This is a genomic window from Pseudoduganella sp. GW821-FHT12E03 (assembly GCF_058807115.1).
Genome location: NZ_JBXAQJ010000006.1, coordinates 417,865 through 440,941, shown reverse-complemented (window position 1 = coordinate 440,941; position 23,077 = coordinate 417,865). Strand labels below are relative to the sequence as shown.

Genomic DNA, 23,077 nt, shown 5'->3' with positions numbered 1-23,077 from the left:
AACTGCTGCCGCTTCCTCATTCACGTCAATGGTGACTGGAAGACGTCCGTTCGACAGAGGGGGCAGAGCTGCCATGCCGCTTGGCGGCATTCTTGACTTCCTTGCAGAACTCGCTTGCTGCTGGCGGACACCTGCGAGTGGCGTTCTGCAAGACTCTTGCGAAGATGTCTCGAGGAAAAGCTTCTGACTGAAGGGCGCGCCAAACGAATGCTCTGAATTCAGGGTTCTTCTTCGTCAGCGCGATCATTTGCGGAAGGCCCTTCCAATGGTTGCCCCAGAGGAGTTGCATCTTGTCTTCAGCACCCTCGGCAATTGCACCATCGTAGCAGTGGCCAAACTGCGTATAGAACAGATACACATTTTCCCAGGAGTTTAAGTAGTCCGTGACGACTTCGGCTGCGTAGCCCTCATCACGCGTACACTCCTTGCTGAACGCTCGGCTCGGCGACAGGATGACGATTGCGATAAGTGCGAACGCGAGGGTGCGATTCATAAGGTCAACGCGGGGCGTTATGCAGGCATCCTGATCGGCGCATTACCGAACAGCAGCATCTTCGTTTATTATCAAAAAATTACCAAACTGTAACACACCCCTATCCCGCCCGGCAAACCCACCTTGGCGGCCCGGCAGCACCAAACAAAAAGGCCACCCGAAGGTGGCCCCAGCATCACAGCGGCGGTACAGCGATTACTGCCCGCGCTTCTGGCGTGCGTTCGCCGCAATGCGCATACGCAGTGCGTTCAGCTTGATGAAGCCACCGGCATCGGCCTGGTTGTAGGCGCCGCCGTCTTCGTCGAAGGTGGCGATGGTCTGGTCGAACAGCGAATCGGTTTTCGAATCGCGCGAAACGACGATGACATTGCCTTTGTACAGCTTGATGCGCACCCAGCCGTTCACGGTCTGTTGCGTGTGGTCGATCAGCGTTTGCAGAGCAACGCGTTCCGGCGCCCACCAGTAGCCGTTGTAGATCAGCGAGGCGTAACGCGGCATCAGGTCGTCTTTCAGGTGGGCCACTTCGCGGTCCAGCGTGATCGATTCGATGGCGCGGTGCGCGCGCAGCATGATGGTGCCGCCAGGGGTTTCGTAGCAGCCGCGCGACTTCATGCCGACGTAGCGGTTTTCCACCAGGTCCAGGCGGCCGATGCCGTGCTTGCCGCCCAGGCGGTTCAGCTCGGTCAACACCGTGGCCGGCGACATGCGCACGCCGTTCAGGGCAACGATGTCGCCTTTTTCAAATTCGACATCCAGGTATTCCGCTTGGTCCGGCGCCGCTTCCGGCGACACGGTCCAGCGCCACATCGATTCTTCGGCTTCCGCACTTGGGTTTTCCAGGTGGCGGCCTTCGAACGAGATGTGCAGCAGGTTGGCGTCCATCGAGTACGGCGCGCCGCCGTTCTTGTGCTTCATGTCGATGTCGATGCCCGCGTCTTCCGCGTACTTCAACAGTTTTTCGCGCGACAGCAGATCCCATTCGCGCCACGGAGCAATCACGCGCACGCCTGGTTTCAGCGCATAGGCGCCCAGTTCGAAACGCACCTGGTCATTGCCCTTGCCGGTCGCACCGTGCGAGATGGCGTCGGCGCCGGTCTCGTTGGCGATTTCGATCAGGCGCTTGGCGATCAGCGGACGGGCAATCGACGTGCCCAGCAGGTATTCGCCTTCGTACACGGTGTTGGCGCGGAACATCGGGAACACGAAGTCGCGCACGAATTCTTCGCGCACATCGTCGATGTAGATGTTTTCAGGCTTGATGCCGAACTTCAGCGCCTTGGCGCGGGCTGGTTCCAGTTCTTCGCCCTGGCCCAGGTCAGCGGTGAAGGTGACGATTTCGCACTGGTAGTTATCCTGCAGCCATTTCAGGATCACGGAGGTGTCCAGGCCGCCCGAGTAGGCGAGGACGACTTTTTTTACATCGCTCATTGCTTTTCCTCTTAAAAGATTATTTGTCTAACCGGCCCAAAAGCAGGAATTCGATCAATGCTTTCTGAATGTGGAGGCGGTTTTCCGCTTCATCCCACACCACCGATTGCGGGCCGTCGATCACGTCGGCCGCCACTTCTTCGCCGCGGTGGGCGGGCAGGCAGTGCATGAACAGCGCATCGGGCTTGGCACGGGCCATTTTCGCACTGTCGACGATCCAGCCGTCGAACGCTTTCAGGCGCGCCGCGTTTTCCGCTTCATAGCCCATGCTGGTCCACACGTCGGTGTTGACCAGGTCGGCGCCTTCGCAGGCATCGGCCGGGTTTTCAAAGAACGTGTAGTGCTTGGTATTGACCAGTTTCATGTCCATGTCGTAGCCCTTTGGCGTCGACACATTGACGTGGAAACCAAAGATTTCCGCCGCTTGCAGCCACGAATACAGCATGTTGTTGGCATCGCCCACCCACGCCACCGTCTTGCCCTTGATCGAGCCGCGGTGTTCATAGAACGTGAAGATGTCGGCAAAGACCTGGCACGGATGGTGTTCGTTGGTCAGGCCGTTAATCACCGGCACGCGCGAAAACGCCGCGAAACGTTCGATGATTTCCTGGCCAAAGGTACGCACCATGATGATGTCGCACATGCGGGACATCACCTGGCCCGCGTCTTCCACCGGTTCGCCACGGCCCAGCTGGCTGTCGCGCGTGTTCAGGTAAATCGCCGCGCCGCCCAGCTGGTGCATGCCGGCTTCGAACGACAGGCGGGTACGGGTGGAGTTCTTGTCGAACACCATGACCAGCGTGCGGTCCACCAGCGGGTGGTAGGGCTCATAGTTCTTGAACTTGCGCTTGATGATGTTTGCGCGCTCGATTACGTACTCATATTCTTCCAACGACAGGTCGGAAAACTGGAGGTAATGCCGGATCGGTTTTGCGGTAGACATAATGACAACGTAGGTTGGCGCCGACAGAGGCGGGGGTGCCTGTATCGCCAGCTTAGCAAAACATTATACGGCGAAATTGTAACGGTGGTGGGAATGCTGCTATAGCGGTTATTTAGCGGCTTAAAAGATTGAATTAATGATAAATAGCGGCAGGTCCGGAATCCTCATGCGCCGGTGCGGTAAGGGGTAATTCCAGCGTGAAAGTTGTGCCATCGGCGCCGCTGACCACGGCAATTTGCCCGCCCAGCAGCGACGTCACGATGTTATAGCTGATCGACAACCCGAGCCCACTGCCACCCTGGCCCAGCTTGGTCGTGAAGAAGGGATCGAAAATCCGCTTCAAATGCTCGGGCGCGATGCCGCTGCCATTGTCGCTGAATGTGACGATGACCCGGCTGTCGCCGCTGGCGGACGCCGTCAGCTTCATGTAGCCGTGGGGCTTGTGTTCAAATGCGTGCAGCAAGGCATTATTAATAAAATTGGCAATCACCTGGCCGAACGGGCCGGGATAGCTGTCCATCGCCAGGCCGTCCGGCACGTCGTATTCAATCGCGTGGTTGGCGTTGCGGATGCGGTTCATCATGGTGGCCACGACTTCATGCGTGACTTGCTGCAAGTTGAACATGCGGCGCTGTTCCGTGGTGCGGTCCACCGCCACCTGTTTAAAGCTGTTGACCAGGTCGGCGGCGCTGGTCAGGCCCCGCATCACCAGTTCCGATGCCTTCCTGGAATCCGCGATGTAATTGGCCAGGTCGGAGCGGCGCAAGCCGGCGCCATTCATTTGCGCTTCGATTTCCGTGGTTTTTTGCTGCAGCGTGCTGGCGATCAGCAGGCTGTTGCCGATCGGCGTATTCAGTTCGTGGGCGACGCCGGCCATCAGCGAGCCCAGCGCGGCCAGTTTTTCCTGGGACACCAGCTGGGTCTGCGCATTTTGCAACTGGCGGTAGGTTTCCGCGTTATCCAGTGCGATGGCGCCATAGGCGCACAGGGTCCGGAAAATCAGCCGCTCCCGTTCGCCATAGGCGCAGGCCGCCAGCGATTGCACGGTCATCACGCCCAGCGACCGTTCGCCCGCCAGCAGCGGCACATACAAGCCCGACAGGTTGGGGCAGGTGCCCGGCGTGACCGCGTAATACGTCCCCCGGGATAAATCCTCCACGTACACTTCGCGCTGTTCATGCAGCGCGCGCACCGAGTACGACGCCGGCGAATCGAGCGGGATCACATTGGTGGGCAGTTTGACACCGCCTTCCAGGCCGAAGGCGCGCACCAGCGCGGCGGCGGCCGCATCGTGCAGGTAAATGGCAAAGGTATGGGCCGACAGCAGCGCCTGCACATGGCGGTTCAATACATCGAACACGGCGCTGGCATCGAGGTGCGCCGTGATTTCCTGGCCGATGGCGGACAGGCGTTCCAATGTTTCGCTGGTTTGCTGCAGCAATTCCGCGCGGCGCGCTTCGGCTGCCGCCAGCTCCAGGTGATGCAAGCCCTCGGCGCGCGCATGTTCGGTTTCGTGGTGCACCTGCATGGCGATGGCGCGGTTGGTGGCTTCTTCACTGTGGGTCTTGTCCCACGCGGCGCGCGCCGCCAGCGAGGTTTCATATGCTTGCTGGTAACTGCCGGCCTGCGCATATTCAATCGCCACCGCGTCCAGCAAGTCGCCGGGCAGGGTATAGCCATCGATGGTGTCGCCCACCGCCATGGCCTGGTGCAGGTAATGCAGGCTGGCGTTCAGTTCCGTCATCCCTTCCGGCGCCGGTAGCGGATGGCGGCGGTGGATGATGGCCAGGACGCGCAGCGCCAGGATGTGGTGGTACACATTGTGTTGTTCGTCGGCCAGGCGCACCGCTTCATGGGCCGCGGCCAGCGCTTCGTGCGGCCGGTCCAGGCACGACAGCGCATGGGCCTGGCCGCGCTTGGCGACAGTGAAAAAATCAGCCTGTTGCAGGGCCGACGCCCGCGCGCCCAGCCGCGTAAAGGCATCCAGCGCACCAGTGTAATCATCCTTGTCCAGCGACAGGTCGCCCAGGTATTGCAACGCAATCGCATAGCTGCGCGCGCCGGATACGGGCGCCAGGATCTCGAGCGCTTCGCGCAGCAATTCCTCGGCCGCTTCGATGCGGCCCAGGCGGCGCATGGTGTCGGCCGTATGCATCAGGCTGGCGCCAACGCTGCGTGGCCAGCCGGTCGGGCGCGACAGGTCCAGTGCGCACTGCATCCATTCCAGCGACGCCTGGTGGTTGTTCAGGTTGGTATAGTCTTCGCCGATGTTGGTGGCGGCGGTAATCGCGGTCCGCAACTGGCCGGTATCGAGCGCCTTTTCGTAGCACTGGATGTAATGGCCGGCCGCCGTGCCGAAATTGCTGGACTGGCTGCAGGCGATACCGAAGTAATCATTGACCCAGGTGGCAATGTCCGGCGTCAGGGCGTGGAAGTCGGCGCCATTGCTGCGGATCAGGCGTGGCGTCCAGTAGGTCGCGCAGGTGGGATTGCGCAGGATTTCCCAGCGTCCCGTCACCGCTTCGATGATGCGGTGGCGCCGGGTGTCGCCGGCCGCTTCGGCGGCATCGAGCGCCAGCGCCAGTTCCGTATCGCGCCGGCCATGGTCGCCCCGGTCTATCGCGATCCATGCCTGCAGCCAGTGCGCATCGGCGCAGCCGGCATGGTCGCCGCGGGCGCACAAGGTGGAAAAGGCTTGCCGCGCCTGGGCTTCGGCCGCGTCGAGCGCGCCATTGAGCCATTGCACTTCGGCCCGCACCAGCAGCATGCGGGCATAGCTCCGGGCGTGGTTCTCGGTGTCATCGGCCGTGCCGTCGGGATCGAGCAGGGATTGCGCCTCGGCCGCCAGCTGGTCGGCGCGGGCACTGTCGCGCTGGCGCATATGCCAGGCCAGCGGCAACAGCAGCGGCAAACGCGCGGCGCCGCGCAGCGGGAGCAGGGCCACTTCCCACTGTGCGACTTCGTCGTCCACCGCGAACATGTCCATCGACTACCCCTGTGCGCTGATGCTCCCTGGTATTAGTGTCAGATACGTCTTGTCACAATAATGCTCTACAGCATTGAAAGCTGCAATTGACTTTTTAAATGGCTGACAAGAGACTTGTTGAATAGTCAACGGGTAAGCGGCGCATCAATAGAGCGTCTGCGCCGACTCATGCAACAGTTGTCCATACAGTTCGTGTCGCATTTTCGCGATGTCGCCACGGGCCACCGCGTCCAGCACGGCGCACTGCGGTTCGCTCAAATGGCGGCAGTTGTAAAATTTGCAACCACCAAGGTAGGGCGTGAAGTCGCGGAAGGCCCGTTCCAGCATGCCTTCGCTTAAATGGTACAGGCCGAATTCCTGGAAGCCGGGCGAGTCGATGATGGCGCTGTTTTGTCCATTTTTGTCGTCCAGGCCGGGGATCTGGTACAGGCGGGTAAACGTCGTCGTGTGCTTGCCAGTGTCGAGCGCTTCGGAAATTTCACGGGTGGCGATATCGGCGTCCGGCACGATCAGGTTGATCAGCGACGACTTGCCCATGCCGGACTGGCCGATCAGGATCGAGTGGTGGCCCGCCAGCAGCGGCTGCAGCATGGCGACCGTCTGTTCCGGCTGCGCCTTGGCCGAAACTTCATGCACCGGGTAGCCCAATTTGGCGTACACCTGCAAGCGTTCGCGCGCGCGCGGCAGGGCCGCTTCCACGTCGGTCTTGTTGAGGATCAGGCGTACTTCGATGCCGGCCGCTTCCGCCGCCACCAGGGCGCGCGAGATCAGGTCATCGGCAAAGCCGGGTTCCGTCGCCACCACGATGAACAGTTGCGTGACGTTGGCCGCCAGCAGCTTGGATTTGTACTGGTCCGAGCGGTACAGCAGGGTCTTGCGTTCGACTATCGCATCGATGACGGCCTGGTCGGCCGAAGTCAGGGTCAGCTTGACCAGGTCGCCCACGGCGACATTGGTTTTCTTGCCGCGCGTGACGCATTGCAGGCGGTGCTGTTCACCCTCGATGGTGGCGGTGGCCAGGTAATGGCGGCCATGCGCCGCGATCACCGTGCCGATAATAGGTTGTTTGCTCATTTACCCTCCGCCACCAGGGCATCAGCCTTGGCGGCGCAAATGAAATCGTTGATGGATAAGCCGCCTTTGCCGTGGTTGACGGAATGCGTGTCGTAACGCACCACGCAGCGGTTGTAGGTGACGGTCAGTTCGGGGTGGTGGTCTTGCTGGTGCGTGACGTAGGCCAGGGCATTCACAAAGGCCAGTGTCTTGTAATAATCGGCAAAGGCGTAAGTGCGCACCAGTTTGCTGTTTTCCAGCTTCCAGGATGGCAACAGCGCGGCCAGGCGCGCGGCTTCCTGCTCGGACAAGGCTTCCTTGGCCGGCGCGCAGTGCAGCGCCAGCAAGCTGTTGGCGGAATCGATTTTCATGATCAAACTCCCACGTTCAAGTGCCGGATACGGATGCTGGCCGGCGGGTGCGAATCATAAAAGGCCGAATGCAGCGGATCGGGTGTCAGGGTCGACGCATTGTCTTCGTACATTTTCACCAGGGCCGACACCAGGTCGCGCGCATCCGTGTGTTGCGCGGCAAAGGCGTCGGCTTCGAATTCATGCTTGCGCGACGACAGCGAGGTCAACGGGCCCAGCAGGAACGTAAACACCGGCAGCACCAGCATGAACAGCAGCAGCGCCATGGCGTCATTGCTGGCGCCAGGCAGCGCCAGCGGATTCACGCCCAGCCCCATGTAAAACCACGGCTGGGTCTTCAGCCAGCCCAGCAGCGCCAAAAAGCCCAGCGACAGCGCAAACATCACGCTGATGCGCTTGATGATGTGTTTGAGCTTGAAGTGGCCCAGTTCGTGCGCCAGCACCGCTTCGATTTCCTGTGGCGCCAGGCGTTCGATCAGCGTATCGAAAAACACGATGCGCTTGGCGGCGCCAAAGCCGGAAAAATACGCATTGCCATGCGCGCTGCGCTTCGAGCCATCCATGATGAACAGCCCCTTGGAGGCAAAGCCGACCCGGGTCATCAAGCCTTCAATGCGCGCTTTCAGCGATTCATCGGCCAGCGGCGTGAATTTGTTGAACAGCGGGGCAATCACGGTCGGATACAGCAGCATGATCAAGACCTGGAAGCCGCTCCACACCAGCCACGCATACAGCCACCACAGCGCGCCGCTTTTCTCCATCAGCGTCAGCACCACCCATACCAGCGGCAGGCCGATCAGGGCGCCGACGCCGACGCCTTTGACGATGTCCATGAAGAACAAGCCAGGGGTCATCTTGTTGAAGCCAAAGCTCTCTTCCAGGCTGAACTGGCGGTAATAGTCGAACGGCAAATCGATCAGCCCGGAAATCGCGGCATACGCCACCAGCAAGCCGATCTGGTAAGCCATGCCGGGACCGGCCAGTTGATAGACTTCAACCGACAGCCACTGCAGCCCGCCCAGCAGGGTAAAACCCACCAGCACCGCGGCGTGGACCAGCATCGACAGCATGCCGAATTTGGTGCGCGCAATCGTGTAATCCGCCGCTTTTTGGTGGGCCTGCAATGCTATTTTTTCCGCAAATTCCGCCGGGACGGCGCTGCGGTGCGACAGCACATGGCGGATGTGACGCGAGGCCAGCCAGAAGCGGACGGCCAGGGTCAGGATGAGGAAAGATACGAACAAAATCGAAAACGCGTGGATATACATTCTGTGCCTGTGAGAAAATGGCGGATTGTTTTGGCCAAGAGAGAATTATGTCACAAGCGACCGGAATCCCAACCACCGCTCCTGCACAACAACGTCCCAACGAGATGAACCTGGTCTGGGTCGATATGGAAATGACCGGCCTGGAGCCGGAAACGGACCGCATTATCGAGGTGGCGATCATCGTCACCGATATGCATTTGAATATCCTGGCGGAAGGCCCGGTGTTTGCAATTCATCAATCCGATGAAACCCTGGACAAGATGGATGCGTGGAATAAAGGCACGCACGGCCGCTCCGGCCTGACCGACCGCGTCAAGGCGTCCACCGTGACGGAAGCGCAGGCGGAAGCGGAATTGATCGCCTTCATGAAGCAGTGGGTGCCGAAGGGTAAAGCGCCGATGTGCGGCAACACCATCGGCCAGGACCGCCGCTTCATGGTCAAGTACATGCCGGCGCTGGAAGCATTCTTCCATTACCGCAATATCGACGTGTCGACCTTGAAAGAACTGTGCAAGCGCTGGAAGCCGGAAATCGTCGGCGGTTTCAAGAAACACCAGAAACACACCGCGCTGGCCGATATCACGGAATCGATTGAAGAGCTGCGCTACTACCGCGAGCATTTCATCAAGCTGTAAATTAGTTGTCATTTCCGCCATGTCGCGCCGTCCTGGCGCGGCAGACTCGCCACAAACCGCCCCCGGTTTCCCGCACCGTTTCGCATTTTCTGGCCTTTCCTTCCAGCCTGATGGCATAGTGAGGAACCATGTCGGCATGTTCCTCAGGAAATGTTGCTCATGGTACACTTGTCTGATACTTAACAGCGCTGTACAGGCACATACACACACATGAAGAAAATCATCACGGCCTGCATGCTGGCCACCCTGGCCGCCTGCGGCGGCGGAGGCGGTGGCAGCAGCTCTACCGGCACCAATACCGGCACCCCCACGGAAACGTTCCGGCTCTCCTTCAGCACGGCGACGCTGAATTTCGATGTGGTGGAAGGCAAAACCACCCCCGTCACGCGTACGGTGACCGCCACCGCCAACACCACCACCACGAAAACCGTGGTCTTCACGGCGGAACCGTCGGGGCAGGGCATCCTGATGCCGATCGCGGTGGAAAACGCCGGGGCGCTGGCCAGCAATATCGTAATTTCCGCCGATCCGGCACTGAAGGCGGGCACGTATTCCGGCACCATCAAACTGCAGGCGTGCACCACCACCGCCTGCACCGAAGCGCACCCAGGCTCGCCGCACACGGTGAATTACACGATCACAGTGCGTGCGGCGATCAAGCCGTCGCAAGCGGAAGTAACGCTGTCCGCGGCAGAAGGCGGCGCCAGCACCACCCTGGCACTGGGCGTGGTGCAGCCGGCCGGCTCTGGCGATGTCAGTTATAAAGTCACCTATCCGACCGGCCAGACCGTGCAGTGGCTGAAAGTCACGCGCAATACCACCGGCGGCCTCGATTTGCAGGGCGCGGCGACTGGCCTGGCCACCGGCACCTACAAGGCGGATCTGGAACTGGTGGCGGCGCAGCCTGAATTGTCGACCAAAGTGCCGGTGACGTTTACCGTTGGTTCCGGCGTCGTCATCGCCGAGACCGTCAATATCGACCTGTCCAGTGCCGCCACGCCGGATGCGCTGAAGGGCGAACTGACGGTGACCGGCGTGACTACCGGCACCTGGACCGCGGTCAGCAGCCAGCCGTGGCTCAAGCTCGATACCGCGACCGGCGCGGTGGGGGGCAAGATGACCTGGCACGTGGACACGGCGCTGGCTGGCGCGCTGGCCAACACCACCGTGCACACGGCCAACGTGACACTGACCATCACGGGCATTCCCGCCAAGACCATCGCGTTTAAACTCAACAAGCACATGGCCCAGTTGCGCATGGCCGATACCTATGCGCTGCGCCCGGGACGCAGCGGTACGGTGCTGCTGTATGGTACGGGGCTGTCGGCGGTCAATGGCCAGAGCGTTGCCGTCCGCATCGGTAATTTCTCCCCGATCGCGTTCTCGGCCAGGGATGCGGTGCTGACGATTTTCGCGCCGCCGCTCGATGCCGGCACCTATGACGTTACGCTGAGCAATGCGTCCGGCATGCCGGTCTCCACCGTCAAGCTGAAAGTGCTGGAGGCGCAAACGTATGCGTACCATGCGGTACCGACCACGGGCGACAAGGCTTCGCTGCTCTGGGACCACGACAGCAAAGCCCTGTACGTGGTCAATGCGTACAAGACCATCGAACGCTATGCGCCGGATACCACGGGCACCTTCAAGCAAACCGGCACCAACACCTTTGCCAGCGGCGTGGAAGCGATCGGCCTGACGCGCGATCACAGCGCGGTGATCGCCTCGTCCGGTGCGAATTCCTTCCTGAAGCTGGGTATGGCGGACCTGGGGTTGCTGCAAACGATACCGGTCGGCAGCTGGACCGCGCAGCCGGATTACATGCGCAATCCATTGCCGGTGCTGGGGGATAACCGCGCCATGATTTCCAACTATGGCATGCTCGATCTCGATACCGGCGTGCTGGCGCCGTACACCAGCGTAACGCTGAGCGGCCTGGCGCCGTATGGCGCGGTGACAGCCAATGGCAAGGACATGCTGATTTCCGGCGCCGGGACGGTACCGGGCCCACTGACTTTCTACAGTGTGGACAATGGCGTCTTCGTGCCGATGCCGCAGGCCACGTCGGTCAATGCGTTTACGCACAGCTCCGCCAGCCGCGACGGTTCGTTGCGGCTGCTGGGCCGGATGATCGGCTCGACGCTGGTGATGAATGGGTATAACCAGCTGCAAGTGGCGCAGGGCGCCATCAAGCCGCCTGCGGGATGGGCGCCGGTGGCCGCTGTGCTCAGCAGTGATGGCGCCACCGCCTATGTCTATGCGACGAACGGCACCGGCGCACCGCGCATTTATGTGTTGAATACCCGTGCGCCGGTCGCGAACGGGGGGGCGTATCCGATACTGGGACAAATTCCGGTGGCGGACCGCGCGGATTGCACCGGCGCCCTGTCGCTGCCTAGCTGCATCAATAACGTGGCGCAGATGGTGATCGCCGATGACGACAATACGCTCTTTATCATCGGCGACCGCAACCTGCTGGTGGTGCCGGTGCCGGCCACGCTGTCGCCGGCGCTGCGCATGGGCGGGCGCGGCGGCAGGTAAGCCGGCTTCCGTCAGCAAAAAGGCCAGCTGCGCGCTGGCCTTTTTTACGCCGGCCGGTTCCAGCGGTTAGTTCATGAATCCCAGGTCCTTGACAGCAAATTTCCCCAGTTCATTCTTGAACACCTGCGTCTCCAGCATATCCGCATCCGCGCCAAACCAGCGGCCCAGGGTGGCGCCATATTGCTGGTTGGAGATTTGCGGAATCCACACACCGCGCCCGGTGGCGTCATCCTTGCCGCCCAGTGTGAAGTCGGGGAATTCGCCATACAGGCCGCCCTTGACGGCGCCGCCGATGATCAGGTGATGATTGCCCCACGCGTGGTCGGTGCCGCCGGTATTGGGCTGCAGGGTGCGGCCGAAGTCCGACATGGTAAAGGTCGTCACGTTGTGCTGCGCGCCGATTTCCGCCAGCGCCTGCTGGAATGCCGCGACTGATTGCGACACCTGGCGCAGCATGTCGAACTGTTGATAGGCCTGGCCGCCGTGGGTGTCGAAGCCGCCCTGCGACACGAAATACACTTGCCGTCCCGGCCCCTGCTGCGCCCGCAGGCGGATCAGTTGCGCCACGGTTTTCAGTTGCTGCGCCAGGCCGTAGCCGGGGAAGGGCGTCGTCAATGCGGCGCCGCCGGCGGCCGCCTTTAAATCATCGACCAGTTCGATCCCGTTCAACAGCGCGCGCCGGGCGCCCGCCATGACGGCGTTGGGCTGATTGGCCTGCAATACCTGCACCAGCGCGGCGCGGCGTTTGTCGGCTTCGGCCTGGGGCCAGAAATTCATGCCGGCCAGGTTCAGCTGGCCATTGCCGGGAATCAGGTTGCCGTGGGTTTTCGCACCTTCGATAAACAAGCCGCCGGCACTGAGCGCCACCGCGTCGAGGTCGCCGCCAGTGCCCAGCAAATCCACCAGGCGGCCGCCCCATCCCGTGCCGGCCACGGAAGGCGTGCCGGCCTGCGCCTGCAATTGCTGGTCGGGATGGGAAAACAGCTGTGGCGGCAGTGCCGTGCCCGCCTGGTATTGCGCCTTGGTCAGCGGCTGGCGCAGGCTGCCGACATTGAGCAGCGCGGCGACCTGGCCCTGGCCGAACAGGGTGTCGATTTCCGGCATGCCGTAGTGGAAGGCAAATGGCTGGCTGACGGGATTGGCCACCCCTTGCAGGGGGGCGCTGCGCTGGCCCAGCAACGTCCTGGCATTGACCGACAGGGCCAGGTTGCCACGGATGGCGCTGTATTTGCCGTAGTGGGCGGTATCGAGCGGCACGATCATGTTGTTGCCGTCATTGCCGCCAAACATGTACAGGCACACCAGGGCCTTGTAATCGGTAACGGCGGCGTGGGCGGGCTTTGCAGTCAGCAAGCCCAGCGACGACAGCGCGCCCAGCATGCCGGCTTGTACACCCATGCCGAGGAAGCGGCGGCGGTTGGTGGATGTCATGGTCGTCTCCTTATTGTTGTACGGTGAATTCCGTGATGGCGGTCAGGTAGAGCGCGGTCAGGGCGCGCTGCTTGCGGTCGGTGGTGGCGCTGACGGAAGCGGCAATCGCGCTGCGCGCCGCCGGCGTCATGCGGCCTTGCAGCAAGGTCGTATCCACCAGGTTCATCAGGGCGGTCACGTCGCCCGCCACGCTGACATAGGGCGTGATGTCGATGCTGACCATGCCGTTGGCATTCCCGTTGAGGAACTGGTACAGGAAATTGGCGCGCGCCACAGCCAGCGCCGGGGCATACACCTGGAATTCCGGGCCGAAGCGGTCCGGCGAGCCGGGCAGCCGGGTCAATGGCGAATAGAAATTGAAGACGCTGGGTGCGTTCAGCAAGCGCTGGCCGAGCAGGAAGTAATCCCAGAACAGGTTGTTGGGATCATTGACTTTCGCGCCCAGCGCGCGGAACAAACTCAGCGAATGCAGCATCGGGTCTTTTAATTTGCCCGGCATTGCGGCGGAATCGGGCTGGCGCGCTTCCGGGTCCAGCAAGACCGCGCGCAACGTTTCCTGCAAATCGCCACGGCCGCCGGCGCTGCTGGCAAACACGTCGGCCACACGGCTGATGTAGGCCGGGCTGGGGTTGCTGGTGGTGAAGGCGCGGATCAGGCGCGTGGCGATAAACGGCGGCAGGTTCGGGTGGTTGAACAGGTTGTCCATCACCGCATCGAAATCCTGCTGCGTGGTCTGGCCGGCCGGTAACGTCACGCCCATGAGCAGGGTCTTGGCGTTTTTATCGTGATAGCGGTCGCGCGGCTGCAGCGGGCCGGTGAAGTTTTCCCAGTTGATGCCGGTGGCGCTGGCGCCGGCATAGGTCCAGCCGGACAGGGCGCGCGACATGTCGGTGATGCGGGCCTGGTCGTAGCTGGGAATCGGATCGCCGTTGCGGTCGGTCTGCACGCTGCCATCCTGGTTCAGCATGACCGGGCCGATGGTAAACAGTTGCATGACTTCGCGCGCATAGTTTTCATTCGGGGCGGGGATGATGCTGTTGCCGAGGTCGAGATATTTCGCCATCGAGGGATTGAGCGACATTTCGCGCAACAGGGCTTTGAAATTGCCAAACGCGTGCGTGTTCAGGGTGGTAAGCCAGGGTTGCAGCTCATTGGCATAGGGGTTCTTGTCGGACGACACGACAAACAATTGCGACAGCGCGAACACCATGCGCTGGCGCAGCTGGTCCTGGCCGCCGGCCATGTTTTTGTACCAGGTCGAGCGCAGCGTATTCATGTCCGTGGTGACGGGCAGGGCGCTGGGCGCCAGTGCGAATTGCTGGTTCAGCCAGGCGGAAGCGCCCAGGGTTTTGACTTGGGCGATGTCGGCCGCCGTGGGGCCGAAGGTGGCCTGTTCCAGCAGGCGCGCTGCCGCCACCGTGGCGGGGTCAAGCGCTGGTTGCTGGCCCAGCGGGGGCGGCGTGGTGGGCGTGGAGGGTGTCGTCGGCGTTGCTGGCGACGTGGGGGATGTCGGGGTGGTGGCCGGCGGCGTGGTGGACGCCATTTTCAAGGTCAGCGTGGTGCTGCCGGTGGACTTGTCCACGGTGGCCGTGGTGGCGGTCACGGTGATGATGCGGTTGGCGGGCATGACGGCCGGGGCGACATATTCGCCATTTTGCGAATTCAAGGTGCCGACCGTGGCATTGCCGCCAGGGATGCCGTTGACGGCAAAATACATGAAGGCGCCTTTGCCGTCGATTTTGCCGAGGAACCAGACTTTGCTGCCCAGGGCGACTTCGCCTTTGGCCGTGTGTTCAATGGTGACGGTGGCCGCGCCGGCGGCCGTGGCAAAACTCAGCAGGCACGCTGCGGCCCAGCGTTGGAATGCGTTTCGTTGCATGGAATTCTCCTTGTTATCAGCAAGCGAGTTTCCATGTGGCAAGTTCTATGCCATGCTCAAAGTGACAGGAATTGGTACTAGGGGAGGGGGATGGGGCGGGGCGGGTGACTGAAATTGTCAACCGGTGTGACAGTTTTTGTCACACCGGCTGTGGAGTGGGGCGATTAAGCGTCCGCGCCGTGGCACTTTTTGTACTTCTTGCCGCTGCCGCATGGGCAATCGTCATTGCGGCCGACTTTCGGTTCTTCGCGTACCTGGGTGGTGACGGGCGCTTTGCGGCGCGGCACCCAGAATTTCGCGATGGCCGGCAAGTTCGCTTCCAGTTCCTGCGCCAGCTTGTGGGCTTTGAGCGGATCTTCCACCAGCGGCAGCTCGTCTTCCTCGATTTCATCGGCGCCCAGCAGGTAGATCGGACGCATCAGCGGGGCCGCGTCGGATTCCCAGATTTCATTCCACGAACCTTCGCGCAATTCCATGCCTTCCCAGAAGCCCCAGCACCAGGCTTCCGCATCGATCAGGGTCTGGCCTTCGACTTCGTGCTCGACGAACAGCGGTTCGAATTCCTTCGGCGCGACTTCAAACGTCACCAGCACTTCGTTCATGAAGCGCATGATCAGGTGGAGGATGCGTTCTTCTTCCTTGGCGTGCTTGAACTTGGGGGCATCCTTGCCGTCCGGGCCCCAGACTTTCGGCAGCCATTCCGCCGGCATGATCGGTTCCGGGCCGATCGCGATGGCGGTCAGATAGCCGTGCAAGTGGTCCATCGTCATCGAATCTTCGGGGCTGCGTTCTCCCAGCAGGAAGTTATCGAGTTCGTCGAATTCTTTTTCGCTCAATGGCTGTTCGAGGTTCATGTTCTTGTCCTGCGTGAAATAATTAATCCGCCAGTATACGCCGTGCCGTCGCGTTGGTGGCGGGAGATTGTCCCCGCCGCGTACAATGGTGACCATGACGACCGACACCCAACACCCTTATGCCGCGCTCAGTCCCGACTGCGTGCTCGATGCGCTTGACAGTGTGGGCTTGCGCGGCGATGGCCGCCTGCTGGCGCTGAACAGCTATGAAAACCGCGTGTACCAGGTGGGCATCGAAGATGGCCAGCCGCTGGTGGCGAAGTTTTACCGGCCGGGGCGCTGGAGCGATGCCGCCATCCTGGAAGAACATGCGTTTGTGGCGGAACTGGCGGAGCAGGAAATTCCCGTGGTGGCGGCGCTGGCGCTGGACGGCCGCACCTTGCACACGTACCAGGATTACCGTTTTGCCGTGTTTCCCCGCAAGGGCGGACGGGCGCCGGAACTGGGCGATCCGGCCGTGCTGGAGTGGACCGGGCGGTTTATCGGCCGCATCCATGCGATGGGCCGGGTCCGGCTGTTCGTGGAGCGTCCGGCATTGACGCCGGATTCGTTTGGACGCGAATCGCGCGACTTCTTGCTGGCACACGAATTTATACCACCGGACCTGCGGGCGGCGTGGACCACCACCGTCGATTGCGCACTCGATGGCGTGGCGCGCTGTTATGAGCGGGCAGGGGACGTGGCGGTGTTGCGGCTGCACGGGGATTGTCATGGTGGCAATGTGCTGTGGACCGACGCCGGCCCGCATTTTGTCGATTTCGACGACAGCCGCACCGGGCCGGCCATCCAGGATTTATGGATGATGCTGTCCGGCGAGCGCGGCGACATGGTGCGGCAAATGGCGGACATCCTGGCCGGCTATGAAGATTTCTGCGACTTCGACAGCCGCGAAATGCACCTGGTGGAAGCCCTGCGCACCTTGCGCTTATTACATTACTCGGCCTGGCTGGCGCGCCGTTGGGACGACCCTGCCTTCCCCACAGCCTTCCCCTGGTTCAACACCCAGCGCTACTGGCAAGACCGCATCCTCGAACTGCGCGAACAAATCGCGCTGATGGACGAACCCCCGCTCCCTGTTTAACCCCCCCAGTGGGGTCAGGCGTGCATTGATGCATTCGCTGCCAGACTGTGTAGTAGAATCGCACGATTGCACGCCTGACACCACCTCATGGCGCCGCGCCGTTGCGGGCGGTCGTTGGCCGGATTGCCAAGGAATACACGAACGCACGCCTGACCCCACCGGTGGGGCCAGGCGTGCATTCGTGCGTAACTTTTTTGGAAAGCGGCGAATTGGCGGGTGTTTTCCCGCCTGATCGGGCGTTGGGGCTGGCGGGGCGGCGTTGATAATGGTGGTACGGTAATTCCGCCGTGCTTCCAACCATCGCGAGTCTTCCATGCCAGCGCATTCCTTCCACGACCTGTCCCTGCCAGAAGATGCATCGGTGAGCGTGTCCGCGGGGGCGCCTGCTGAGGCTGCCGCGCCGCGCCAGCACATGGACATGAAGTCGATCTCGGAAGCAATTGCCCGGGTGGAAGCCGAAGCCCGCGCCGCCTGTTCCGCGGAAAGCCGCGCCCACGCCGAAGCCCGCGCCCGCGCGCTGGCCGATGACCGCGCCGCGATGGATGCGGAAGCGGCCGCCGTGGCGTTGAAAAATGCGCAGGCGGCGGAAGCTGCAATCCACGCCGACCGCGAGCGCCTGGAAAGCTTGCGCGCCGCCGCCGAAGCCAGCGTCGCGCGGCTGGAAGCCGTCAAGCAGGAGACCGTCGAATTGCGCGCCCGCGCCCAGGCCGATAACGATGTGCGCCAGGCCGCGGAGCTGCGCACCCGCGCCGAAGAAGTCAGCCGCCGCCGTGCGGCCGAACAGATTGCCGCCGAAGCCGAACTGGCGGAACAGGCGTCCCGCGCGGCCGACGACCTGGCGGTGCAAACCGGCCAAGCGCGCCTGCACGCGGCCGAACGCCTGGCTGCCGTGCAGGCCGCCCGTGAAGAAGTCGTGGGCATCGCCTCGGCCGACGCCCGTCTCGCCACCCTGGCCCGTGAGCATGAACGGCAGGCCGCCGCCGCGCGCCAGACCGCGCAAACCCTGGCGGCAACGGAAGCCGATGCGCTGGAATTGACGGTGCAGCGCGAGCGCGCCGACCAGGTTGCGATGGAAGCCGCCTTCAGCCGCGCCGCCGCCGAAGCCCGCGCGCTGGAAGAAGCGCGCGCCCGTGCCCACCTGGAACAGGAACACGAACAGATCGCGCTGGCCAAAATGGAATCCGAACGCAGCGCCGCGCAATCGCTGCGCCTGCGCCTGCAAACGGAAAAAGAAATCCGTGACGCCGCGATTCACCGCGAGCGCCTGGAAGCCATGGCGGTCGCCAGCGCCGAAGCGCGCCGCGACGCCGATGCCCGCATCATGGCCGCCACCGAAGCCCGCATCGAAGCCGACCGCCAGCTGCGCGCCGCCGCCATGGCCCGCGTGGAAGCGGAACAGCAGGCCGAAATCGATACCCTGGCCAAGGTCGAAGCGGAAGCGCACGCCGTCGAACAAATCCAGCAGCGCCAGGCCGCAGAGCAAGCCGCTGCCGAAGCGGCCCGCATGGAAGTGGTGGAACAGCAGCGCGCCGCCCAACTGGCGGACGAACGCGCGACGTTGGCGCGCGCCACCGCCAGCCTGGCGGCAATCCATAACGATGCGGAACAGGCGGAACTGGCCGCGCTGGCGGTGCAGGCTGAAGCCCGGCAGCAAGCCGCTGTGCTGGCCGAGGAAAAAGCCGCACTGGCCGCGCAACTGGCGCAGGCCGAGCAGTCGCGCGTGGCGGCCGAACAGCAAGCCATTGCCGCACTGAAGGAACGCCTGGCGGCGGAACAACTGGCGCAGGAAGCGGCCGATGTGCGCGCCGCCGCCGAAGCGGAGCAGGCCGACGCCTTGCGCCGCCAATGCGAGGAAGAACAGCGTCTGGCCGATGTCGCGACCCAGGAAGCCGCCGCGCTGCGCCAGATGACGGAGCAAGTGGTGCTGGAAGCCGATGCCAAGGCCGCCGCCGCGCAAGCCGCATCGGCCCAGGCGCGCCTGGCGATCGAGCTGGGCGACGTCACGCAGCAAAAATTCCGTGCCGAGGAAGAAAAACTGGCGCGCACGCAAGCACTGCTGGAAGCGGAGCAAGCGTTTGTTGCCGCCGAGCGCGCCACCCTGGCCGCCATCGATGACAAACTGGCGGCGCAGCGCCAGGCGGAAGCGTCGGAATTGCGCGCCGCCAAAGCCGTGGAAGCGCGCCTTGTCTCCGAACAGGCCACTGCGGAAGCGGCCCGTGTGCGCGCCGCAGCCGAACACGACCAGCTGGAGCTGGCGCGCCAGTGCGAACTGGCCGCGCAAGCCGCCGCGCAAGCCGCGCTGGACAAGGCTGCCGAACAGAAAAAACTGCTGGAAACCGCCCAAGCCCACGCCGCCATGCAGCGCAAGGTGGCCGACACCACGCAAGCCATGACGGCCGCCAAGCAGGAATTGCTGGACCTGGAATCCCGCCGCCAGCACGCGGCGCAAAACGCCCTGTCGGCGATCGAGGAAAAACTGGCGCAAGCCCGTGAACAAAACCGCCTCGCTGTCGAAGAAGGCAGCTTTTCCGGCGCACTGGCCGCCGCCCGCGCCCGTGCGGAGCAGGAACAGTCGGAATCGCTGGCGCGTGACGTCATTGTGCGCTTGAAGGAAACCGCGGAGTCGGTGGGCGCCGTGTGGCGCGGCCGTTGAACCAGGCCGGCGGCTTTGACTCGGCGTCCCCGTAAGAGCCGCCCTATGTGGTAGCCATACCCGCCCATCACCAACACTAATGACGAACTTCCGTAGTGCGGTTTCCGCCTTGGCGGAAGCCGCCGTGCCCGCACCAAGCCGCCACCCAGCCGCAAGGCGCCAGCACCAGCGCCGCCCCGGGCCCAGCTCCAGCCCTCAGCCTCAGCCCTCAGCCCTCAGCCCTCTGCTTCAGCTTCAGCCTCAGCCGACAGCCAACAGCCCACAGCCCACAGCCCACAGCCCACAGCCCACAGCCCACAGCCCACAGCCCACAGCCAACAGCCAACAGCTCACTCCGTGCCGAGTAACCCCGCCAATTCCGGCCCCAGCAATTGCTCCACGTTTTCCCGCGCCCGGATTTCCCGGGCACGCCCGCCATCAACCATGACTTCCGCCGGCCGTGGCCGCGAGTTGTACTGGCTGGCCATGCTCATGCCATAAGCGCCGCTGGAAAACACCGCCAACACCTGGCCTGGGGCCAGCGGCGGCAACGGGCGCGCCCGGGCAAACAAGTCGCCGGTTTCGCAAATCGGCCCGGCCACGTCGACCGCCACCACCGCCACGCCGCCGCGTTCGGCCACCGTGCGCCATGGACCGGCCGCCCCGCCATCGGCCACCGGCCAGATCACGTGCCGCGCGCCATACATGGCGGGCCGCAGCAAGGTATTCATCCCCGCGTCGAGGATGGCAATACCCCGGTCCCAGCCTTGTTTCATGTATTCGACCGTGGCCAGCAACAGTCCCGCGTTGGCGCTGATGGAGCGGCCCGGTTCGATGACGATGCGCTTGCCCTGCGCATGCAGGCGCGCCAGCTGTTCGCACAGGATGCGGCCGATCTCTGCCAGGGGCGGCGTGGTGTCCGCTGTCCCATACGAGACCGGGAATCCGCCGCCAATATTGACCGTATCAATCCGTCCGCCCAGCGCCTCCACCTGCCCGATCAACCGCTCCACGCGGTCGATGCCCGCCACGTACGTGCCCGCATCGGGAATCGGCGACCCCAGGTGGATATGCACGCCGCACACGTCGGCGTGGCGGTAGCGGCCCGGGCGGTACAGCGGCAGCGCGCGCGTCAGCGGGATGCCGAACTTGGTGTGGCGGCCGCCAGTGGCGGTCTTGTCCGGCGTGGCGGCATCGGCGACATCGGGATTGATGCGCAGCGCCACCCTGGCGCGCTTGTCCAGTTCGCCGGCTATGGCATCGATGCGTTCCAGTTCCGCTTCGGATTCCGCGTTGAACATGAAAATGCCGGTCTCCAGCGCCAGGCGGATTTCATCGGCCGACTTGCCGACCCCGGCAAACACGATGGTGGCCGGTAGCGCGCCCGCCGCCAGCGCGCGCTGTAATTCACCGCCGCTGACAACATCCATGCCACAGCCTTGCCGCACCAGCAATTGCAGCACGCTGAGGTTGCTGCAGCTTTTCACTGAATAGCACATCAGCGGCGCCACCGGCGCAAACGCGTGCCGCAAGGCGGTCACATGATCGCGCAAGGCGTTAGCTGAATACACATACACCGGGCTGCCAAAGCTGTCCACGAGGTCTTGCGCGGGGATGCCTTCCACCTGCAGGTTGCCGTCGATATAACTGAAGTGCTCCATCTCTTTCCCCATCAATACGATGGAGAAAATTATGCGGCGCGGCAGGAAATTAAAAAAATATCCATTTGTTCATGCTCTATGCATTACTGATATGCTGGTTATAAATCCATACACCAGTGAATGATGAATTTCAACTTCCGCCATGTGGAAATCTTCAGCGCCGTGATGTCGACCGGCAGCGCCACGGCTGCCGCCGCGCTGCTGCATACGTCGCAGCCGACCATCAGCCGTGAACTGAGCCGCTTTGAAAAATTGACGGGACTGGCCTTGTTTGAACGCAGCGGCGGCAAGCTGGCGCCGACCGAGCAGGCCCTGATGCTGTATGACGAAGTGCAGCGCAGCTACGTCGGCCTGCAGCGCATTGCCAGCACGGCCGATGCGATCCGCCATCACCGCCAGTGGCAATTGTCAGTGGCCTGCCTGCCCGCGTTTTCGCATAACGTGTTGCCGCAGGCGTGCCGCCAGCTGCAGTTGCGCCATCCCGGGATCCAGGTCAGCATCACGCCGCTGGAAGCGCCGGGGCTGCAGGATGCGCTGTCGGCCCAGCGCTATCACCTGGGCCTGACGGAAGACAGCGAAGCTCCGCCCGGTACGGCGGCGGAAACCTTGCTGCAGGCGGACCTGGTGGGCGTGCTGCCTGAAGGGCATGCACTGTGCCGCCGCACCGTGCTGGCGCCGGCGGATTTCCAGGGCGTGGATTTTATCTGCCTGGCGCCGGAAGATCCGTACCGGCTGAAGGCCGACAATTTGCTGCGCGACGCCGGCGTCACGCGCCGCATGGCGGTGGAAACCCACAGCGCCGGCGCGGTGTGCGCCACGGTGGCGCTGGGCGCCGGCATTGCCATTGTCAATCCGCTGACGGCGCTGGAATACGCGGCGCGCGGCGTGCAACTGCGCCCGCTGGCGTTTTCGATTCCCTATACGGTGAGTTTGGTGACGCCCAGCCACCGGCCGGCGTCGGCCGGGGTGCTGCGCTGTGCGGAAGTGTTGCGGGAGACTTGCCGGGCCATGGCGGCCCGGCTGTCGTGCATGTAAATATTCACGCAGGCTGGTTTTCAATATGACAATTTACGTTCCATTCACCTTGCGCCTCTTGCTCAAAAAACTGTGAAGGGAGTCTTATATTCTATTGAGAATACATGCCCATCTACACACCATACAGGTGCTCACAACTTCGCCCCGCTTTGCCTGCAGATTGACCACGCAATCTTAAGTTCTCCAGTATGCGCCTAACATATGTCACGAGGAAAATCAGCTTTTCCATTGTGCATAGAAAAAAAGTTCACCTCCTTGCCGGCGAACAGGCCATCCATCTTTTCCAGCGCGCCATTGGCCATTTCGCGGATGACGCGCAGTGAAATGCGCCAGGGTTAAGCGCACAGGTCAGCGGTGCCCTGTTCTGCCTTTCTATGCGGATTTCGTCGTCCAGAAACGACTTTTCGACTATACAAACGGCTAAAAATATTTGTTTTAAATTCCTTGTATTAATTCTTATTTTATTATTGCATTGATATTTTTTTTAAATATATAATTCGCAGCGTGTGCGGAGGGTGCCTTATGCAAACGACAGGCTGCTTAATTGCAGCGTGGTTGCTCAAGGGAGCTCTTGTCGGCGGAATTGTTGAAATTTATTCTGTGCTGGTCGCGCTGTTGTTGAAAATATTCTTCAGGAACTTGTGGGGGAAAATATCCGATCCACCCGTAAAAAATACTAGCGCCCATCTGGGCTGATGGGACTGCTTTCGGCATGTGGTGCTCTGGTAAAAAATTTCGGAACAGGCATTTCTTGCACGATCAATTTCTGCTGGGTTGGAAAGTAAGGTA

At 62.3% G+C, this 23,077-nt stretch carries 17 protein-coding genes; 6 read left to right on the top strand and 11 right to left on the bottom strand.

Features of this window, described 5'->3' with window-relative positions; genetic code table 11:
- Window positions 1–25 precede the first annotated feature (25 nt).
- The 7 genes from AC1RRC_RS18050 to AC1RRC_RS18020 all read right to left on the bottom strand — a co-directional run bounded on the left by AC1RRC_RS18050 (window position 26) and on the right by AC1RRC_RS18020 (window position 8,542).
- Entirely contained in the window at window positions 26–493 is a 468-nt protein-coding gene (locus tag AC1RRC_RS18050; protein WP_493056898.1) for a hypothetical protein, read from the bottom strand.
- A 195-nt stretch (window positions 494–688) separates the two neighbouring features.
- The gene (locus AC1RRC_RS18045) at window positions 689–1,921 is read right to left on the bottom strand and encodes an argininosuccinate synthase (protein WP_493056897.1); all 1,233 of its coding nucleotides are present in this window, start codon (window positions 1,919–1,921) and stop codon (window positions 689–691) included.
- A gap of 19 nt (window positions 1,922–1,940) precedes the next feature.
- Entirely contained in the window at window positions 1,941–2,864 is a 924-nt protein-coding gene (gene argF / locus AC1RRC_RS18040; protein WP_493056896.1) for an ornithine carbamoyltransferase, read from the bottom strand.
- Between the two features lie 133 nt (window positions 2,865–2,997).
- On the bottom strand, window positions 2,998–5,850 hold the full coding sequence (locus tag AC1RRC_RS18035) for an ATP-binding protein (RefSeq protein ID WP_493056895.1): 2,853 nt from the start codon (window positions 5,848–5,850) through the stop codon (window positions 2,998–3,000).
- 144 nt (window positions 5,851–5,994) lie between these two features.
- Window positions 5,995–6,924 (bottom strand): ribosome small subunit-dependent GTPase A, encoded by a 930-nt coding sequence (gene rsgA / locus AC1RRC_RS18030; RefSeq protein WP_493056894.1) that lies wholly within the window; start codon window positions 6,922–6,924, stop codon window positions 5,995–5,997.
- Window positions 6,921–7,274, bottom strand: coding sequence for a 4a-hydroxytetrahydrobiopterin dehydratase (locus AC1RRC_RS18025; RefSeq protein ID WP_493056893.1), 354 nt, complete (start codon window positions 7,272–7,274; stop codon window positions 6,921–6,923). Before AC1RRC_RS18025 ends, rsgA begins: the two co-directional genes overlap by 4 nt.
- A 2-nt stretch (window positions 7,275–7,276) precedes the next feature.
- A complete protein-coding gene (locus AC1RRC_RS18020; protein WP_493056892.1) occupies window positions 7,277–8,542 on the bottom strand; it encodes a M48 family metallopeptidase in 1,266 nt (421 codons plus the stop codon).
- Window positions 8,543–8,589: 47 nt separating this feature from the next.
- Between AC1RRC_RS18020 and orn the strand changes: the two genes are divergently transcribed.
- Window positions 8,590–9,177, top strand: coding sequence for an oligoribonuclease (gene orn / locus AC1RRC_RS18015; RefSeq protein WP_493056891.1), 588 nt, complete (start codon window positions 8,590–8,592; stop codon window positions 9,175–9,177).
- A gap of 210 nt (window positions 9,178–9,387) precedes the next feature.
- Window positions 9,388–11,715 carry a hypothetical protein gene (locus AC1RRC_RS18010; protein ID WP_493056890.1) on the top strand — a complete coding sequence of 776 codons (2,328 nt, stop codon included), beginning with the start codon at window positions 9,388–9,390 and terminating at the stop codon, window positions 11,713–11,715.
- 66 nt (window positions 11,716–11,781) lie between these two features.
- Here the strand turns inward: AC1RRC_RS18010 and AC1RRC_RS18005 are convergent, their stop codons facing one another.
- The 3 genes from AC1RRC_RS18005 to AC1RRC_RS17995 form a co-directional block, all read right to left on the bottom strand.
- Window positions 11,782–13,146, bottom strand: coding sequence for a DUF1501 domain-containing protein (locus AC1RRC_RS18005; protein ID WP_493056889.1), 1,365 nt, complete (start codon window positions 13,144–13,146; stop codon window positions 11,782–11,784).
- 10 nt (window positions 13,147–13,156) lie between these two features.
- Complete coding sequence (locus AC1RRC_RS18000; protein WP_493056888.1) at window positions 13,157–15,025, bottom strand: DUF1800 domain-containing protein; 1,869 nt, start codon at window positions 15,023–15,025, stop codon at window positions 13,157–13,159.
- 164 nt (window positions 15,026–15,189) lie between these two features.
- A complete protein-coding gene (locus AC1RRC_RS17995; RefSeq protein WP_493056887.1) occupies window positions 15,190–15,879 on the bottom strand; it encodes a UPF0149 family protein in 690 nt (229 codons plus the stop codon).
- A 94-nt stretch (window positions 15,880–15,973) separates the two neighbouring features.
- Here AC1RRC_RS17995 and AC1RRC_RS17990 point away from each other — a divergent pair, with 94 nt between their 5' ends.
- Together AC1RRC_RS17990 and AC1RRC_RS17985 are read left to right on the top strand one after the other, a co-directional pair.
- Window positions 15,974–16,960, top strand: coding sequence for a serine/threonine protein kinase (locus AC1RRC_RS17990; protein ID WP_493056886.1), 987 nt, complete (start codon window positions 15,974–15,976; stop codon window positions 16,958–16,960).
- Between the two features lie 313 nt (window positions 16,961–17,273).
- Entirely contained in the window at window positions 17,274–19,613 is a 2,340-nt protein-coding gene (locus tag AC1RRC_RS17985) for a coiled-coil domain-containing protein (protein ID WP_493056885.1), read from the top strand.
- 329 nt (window positions 19,614–19,942) lie between these two features.
- Here AC1RRC_RS17985 and lysA read toward each other — a convergent pair whose 3' ends face one another.
- Window positions 19,943–21,253: a diaminopimelate decarboxylase gene (gene lysA, locus AC1RRC_RS17980; protein ID WP_493056884.1), complete on the bottom strand. Its 1,311-nt coding sequence runs from the start codon at window positions 21,251–21,253 to the stop codon at window positions 19,943–19,945.
- Window positions 21,254–21,373: 120 nt separating this feature from the next.
- Between lysA and AC1RRC_RS17975 the strand changes: the two genes are divergently transcribed.
- On the top strand, window positions 21,374–22,288 hold the full coding sequence (locus tag AC1RRC_RS17975) for a LysR family transcriptional regulator (RefSeq protein ID WP_493056883.1): 915 nt from the start codon (window positions 21,374–21,376) through the stop codon (window positions 22,286–22,288).
- A 522-nt stretch (window positions 22,289–22,810) separates the two neighbouring features.
- Window positions 22,811–22,984: a hypothetical protein gene (locus tag AC1RRC_RS17970; protein ID WP_493056882.1), complete on the top strand. Its 174-nt coding sequence runs from the start codon at window positions 22,811–22,813 to the stop codon at window positions 22,982–22,984.
- Window positions 22,985–23,077: the final 93 nt, after the last annotated feature.

What these genes read in the sequence shown, in the direction of transcription:
- AC1RRC_RS18050 (WP_493056898.1), bottom strand. Translation starts at nt 493, where the DNA reads ATGAATCGCACCCTCGCGTTCGCACTTATCGCAATCGTCATCCTGTCG.
- AC1RRC_RS18045 (WP_493056897.1), bottom strand. Translation starts at nt 1,921, where the DNA reads ATGAGCGATGTAAAAAAAGTCGTCCTCGCCTACTCGGGCGGCCTGGAC.
- argF (WP_493056896.1), bottom strand. Translation starts at nt 2,864, where the DNA reads ATGTCTACCGCAAAACCGATCCGGCATTACCTCCAGTTTTCCGACCTG.
- AC1RRC_RS18035 (WP_493056895.1), bottom strand. Translation starts at nt 5,850, where the DNA reads ATGGACATGTTCGCGGTGGACGACGAAGTCGCACAGTGGGAAGTGGCC.
- rsgA (WP_493056894.1), bottom strand. Translation starts at nt 6,924, where the DNA reads ATGAGCAAACAACCTATTATCGGCACGGTGATCGCGGCGCATGGCCGC.
- AC1RRC_RS18025 (WP_493056893.1), bottom strand. Translation starts at nt 7,274, where the DNA reads ATGAAAATCGATTCCGCCAACAGCTTGCTGGCGCTGCACTGCGCGCCG.
- AC1RRC_RS18020 (WP_493056892.1), bottom strand. Translation starts at nt 8,542, where the DNA reads ATGTATATCCACGCGTTTTCGATTTTGTTCGTATCTTTCCTCATCCTG.
- orn (WP_493056891.1), top strand. Translation starts at nt 8,590, where the DNA reads ATGTCACAAGCGACCGGAATCCCAACCACCGCTCCTGCACAACAACGT.
- AC1RRC_RS18010 (WP_493056890.1), top strand. Translation starts at nt 9,388, where the DNA reads ATGAAGAAAATCATCACGGCCTGCATGCTGGCCACCCTGGCCGCCTGC.
- AC1RRC_RS18005 (WP_493056889.1), bottom strand. Translation starts at nt 13,146, where the DNA reads ATGACATCCACCAACCGCCGCCGCTTCCTCGGCATGGGTGTACAAGCC.
- AC1RRC_RS18000 (WP_493056888.1), bottom strand. Translation starts at nt 15,025, where the DNA reads ATGCAACGAAACGCATTCCAACGCTGGGCCGCAGCGTGCCTGCTGAGT.
- AC1RRC_RS17995 (WP_493056887.1), bottom strand. Translation starts at nt 15,879, where the DNA reads ATGAACCTCGAACAGCCATTGAGCGAAAAAGAATTCGACGAACTCGAT.
- AC1RRC_RS17990 (WP_493056886.1), top strand. Translation starts at nt 15,974, where the DNA reads ATGACGACCGACACCCAACACCCTTATGCCGCGCTCAGTCCCGACTGC.
- AC1RRC_RS17985 (WP_493056885.1), top strand. Translation starts at nt 17,274, where the DNA reads ATGCCAGCGCATTCCTTCCACGACCTGTCCCTGCCAGAAGATGCATCG.
- lysA (WP_493056884.1), bottom strand. Translation starts at nt 21,253, where the DNA reads ATGGAGCACTTCAGTTATATCGACGGCAACCTGCAGGTGGAAGGCATC.
- AC1RRC_RS17975 (WP_493056883.1), top strand. Translation starts at nt 21,374, where the DNA reads ATGATGAATTTCAACTTCCGCCATGTGGAAATCTTCAGCGCCGTGATG.
- AC1RRC_RS17970 (WP_493056882.1), top strand. Translation starts at nt 22,811, where the DNA reads ATGCAAACGACAGGCTGCTTAATTGCAGCGTGGTTGCTCAAGGGAGCT.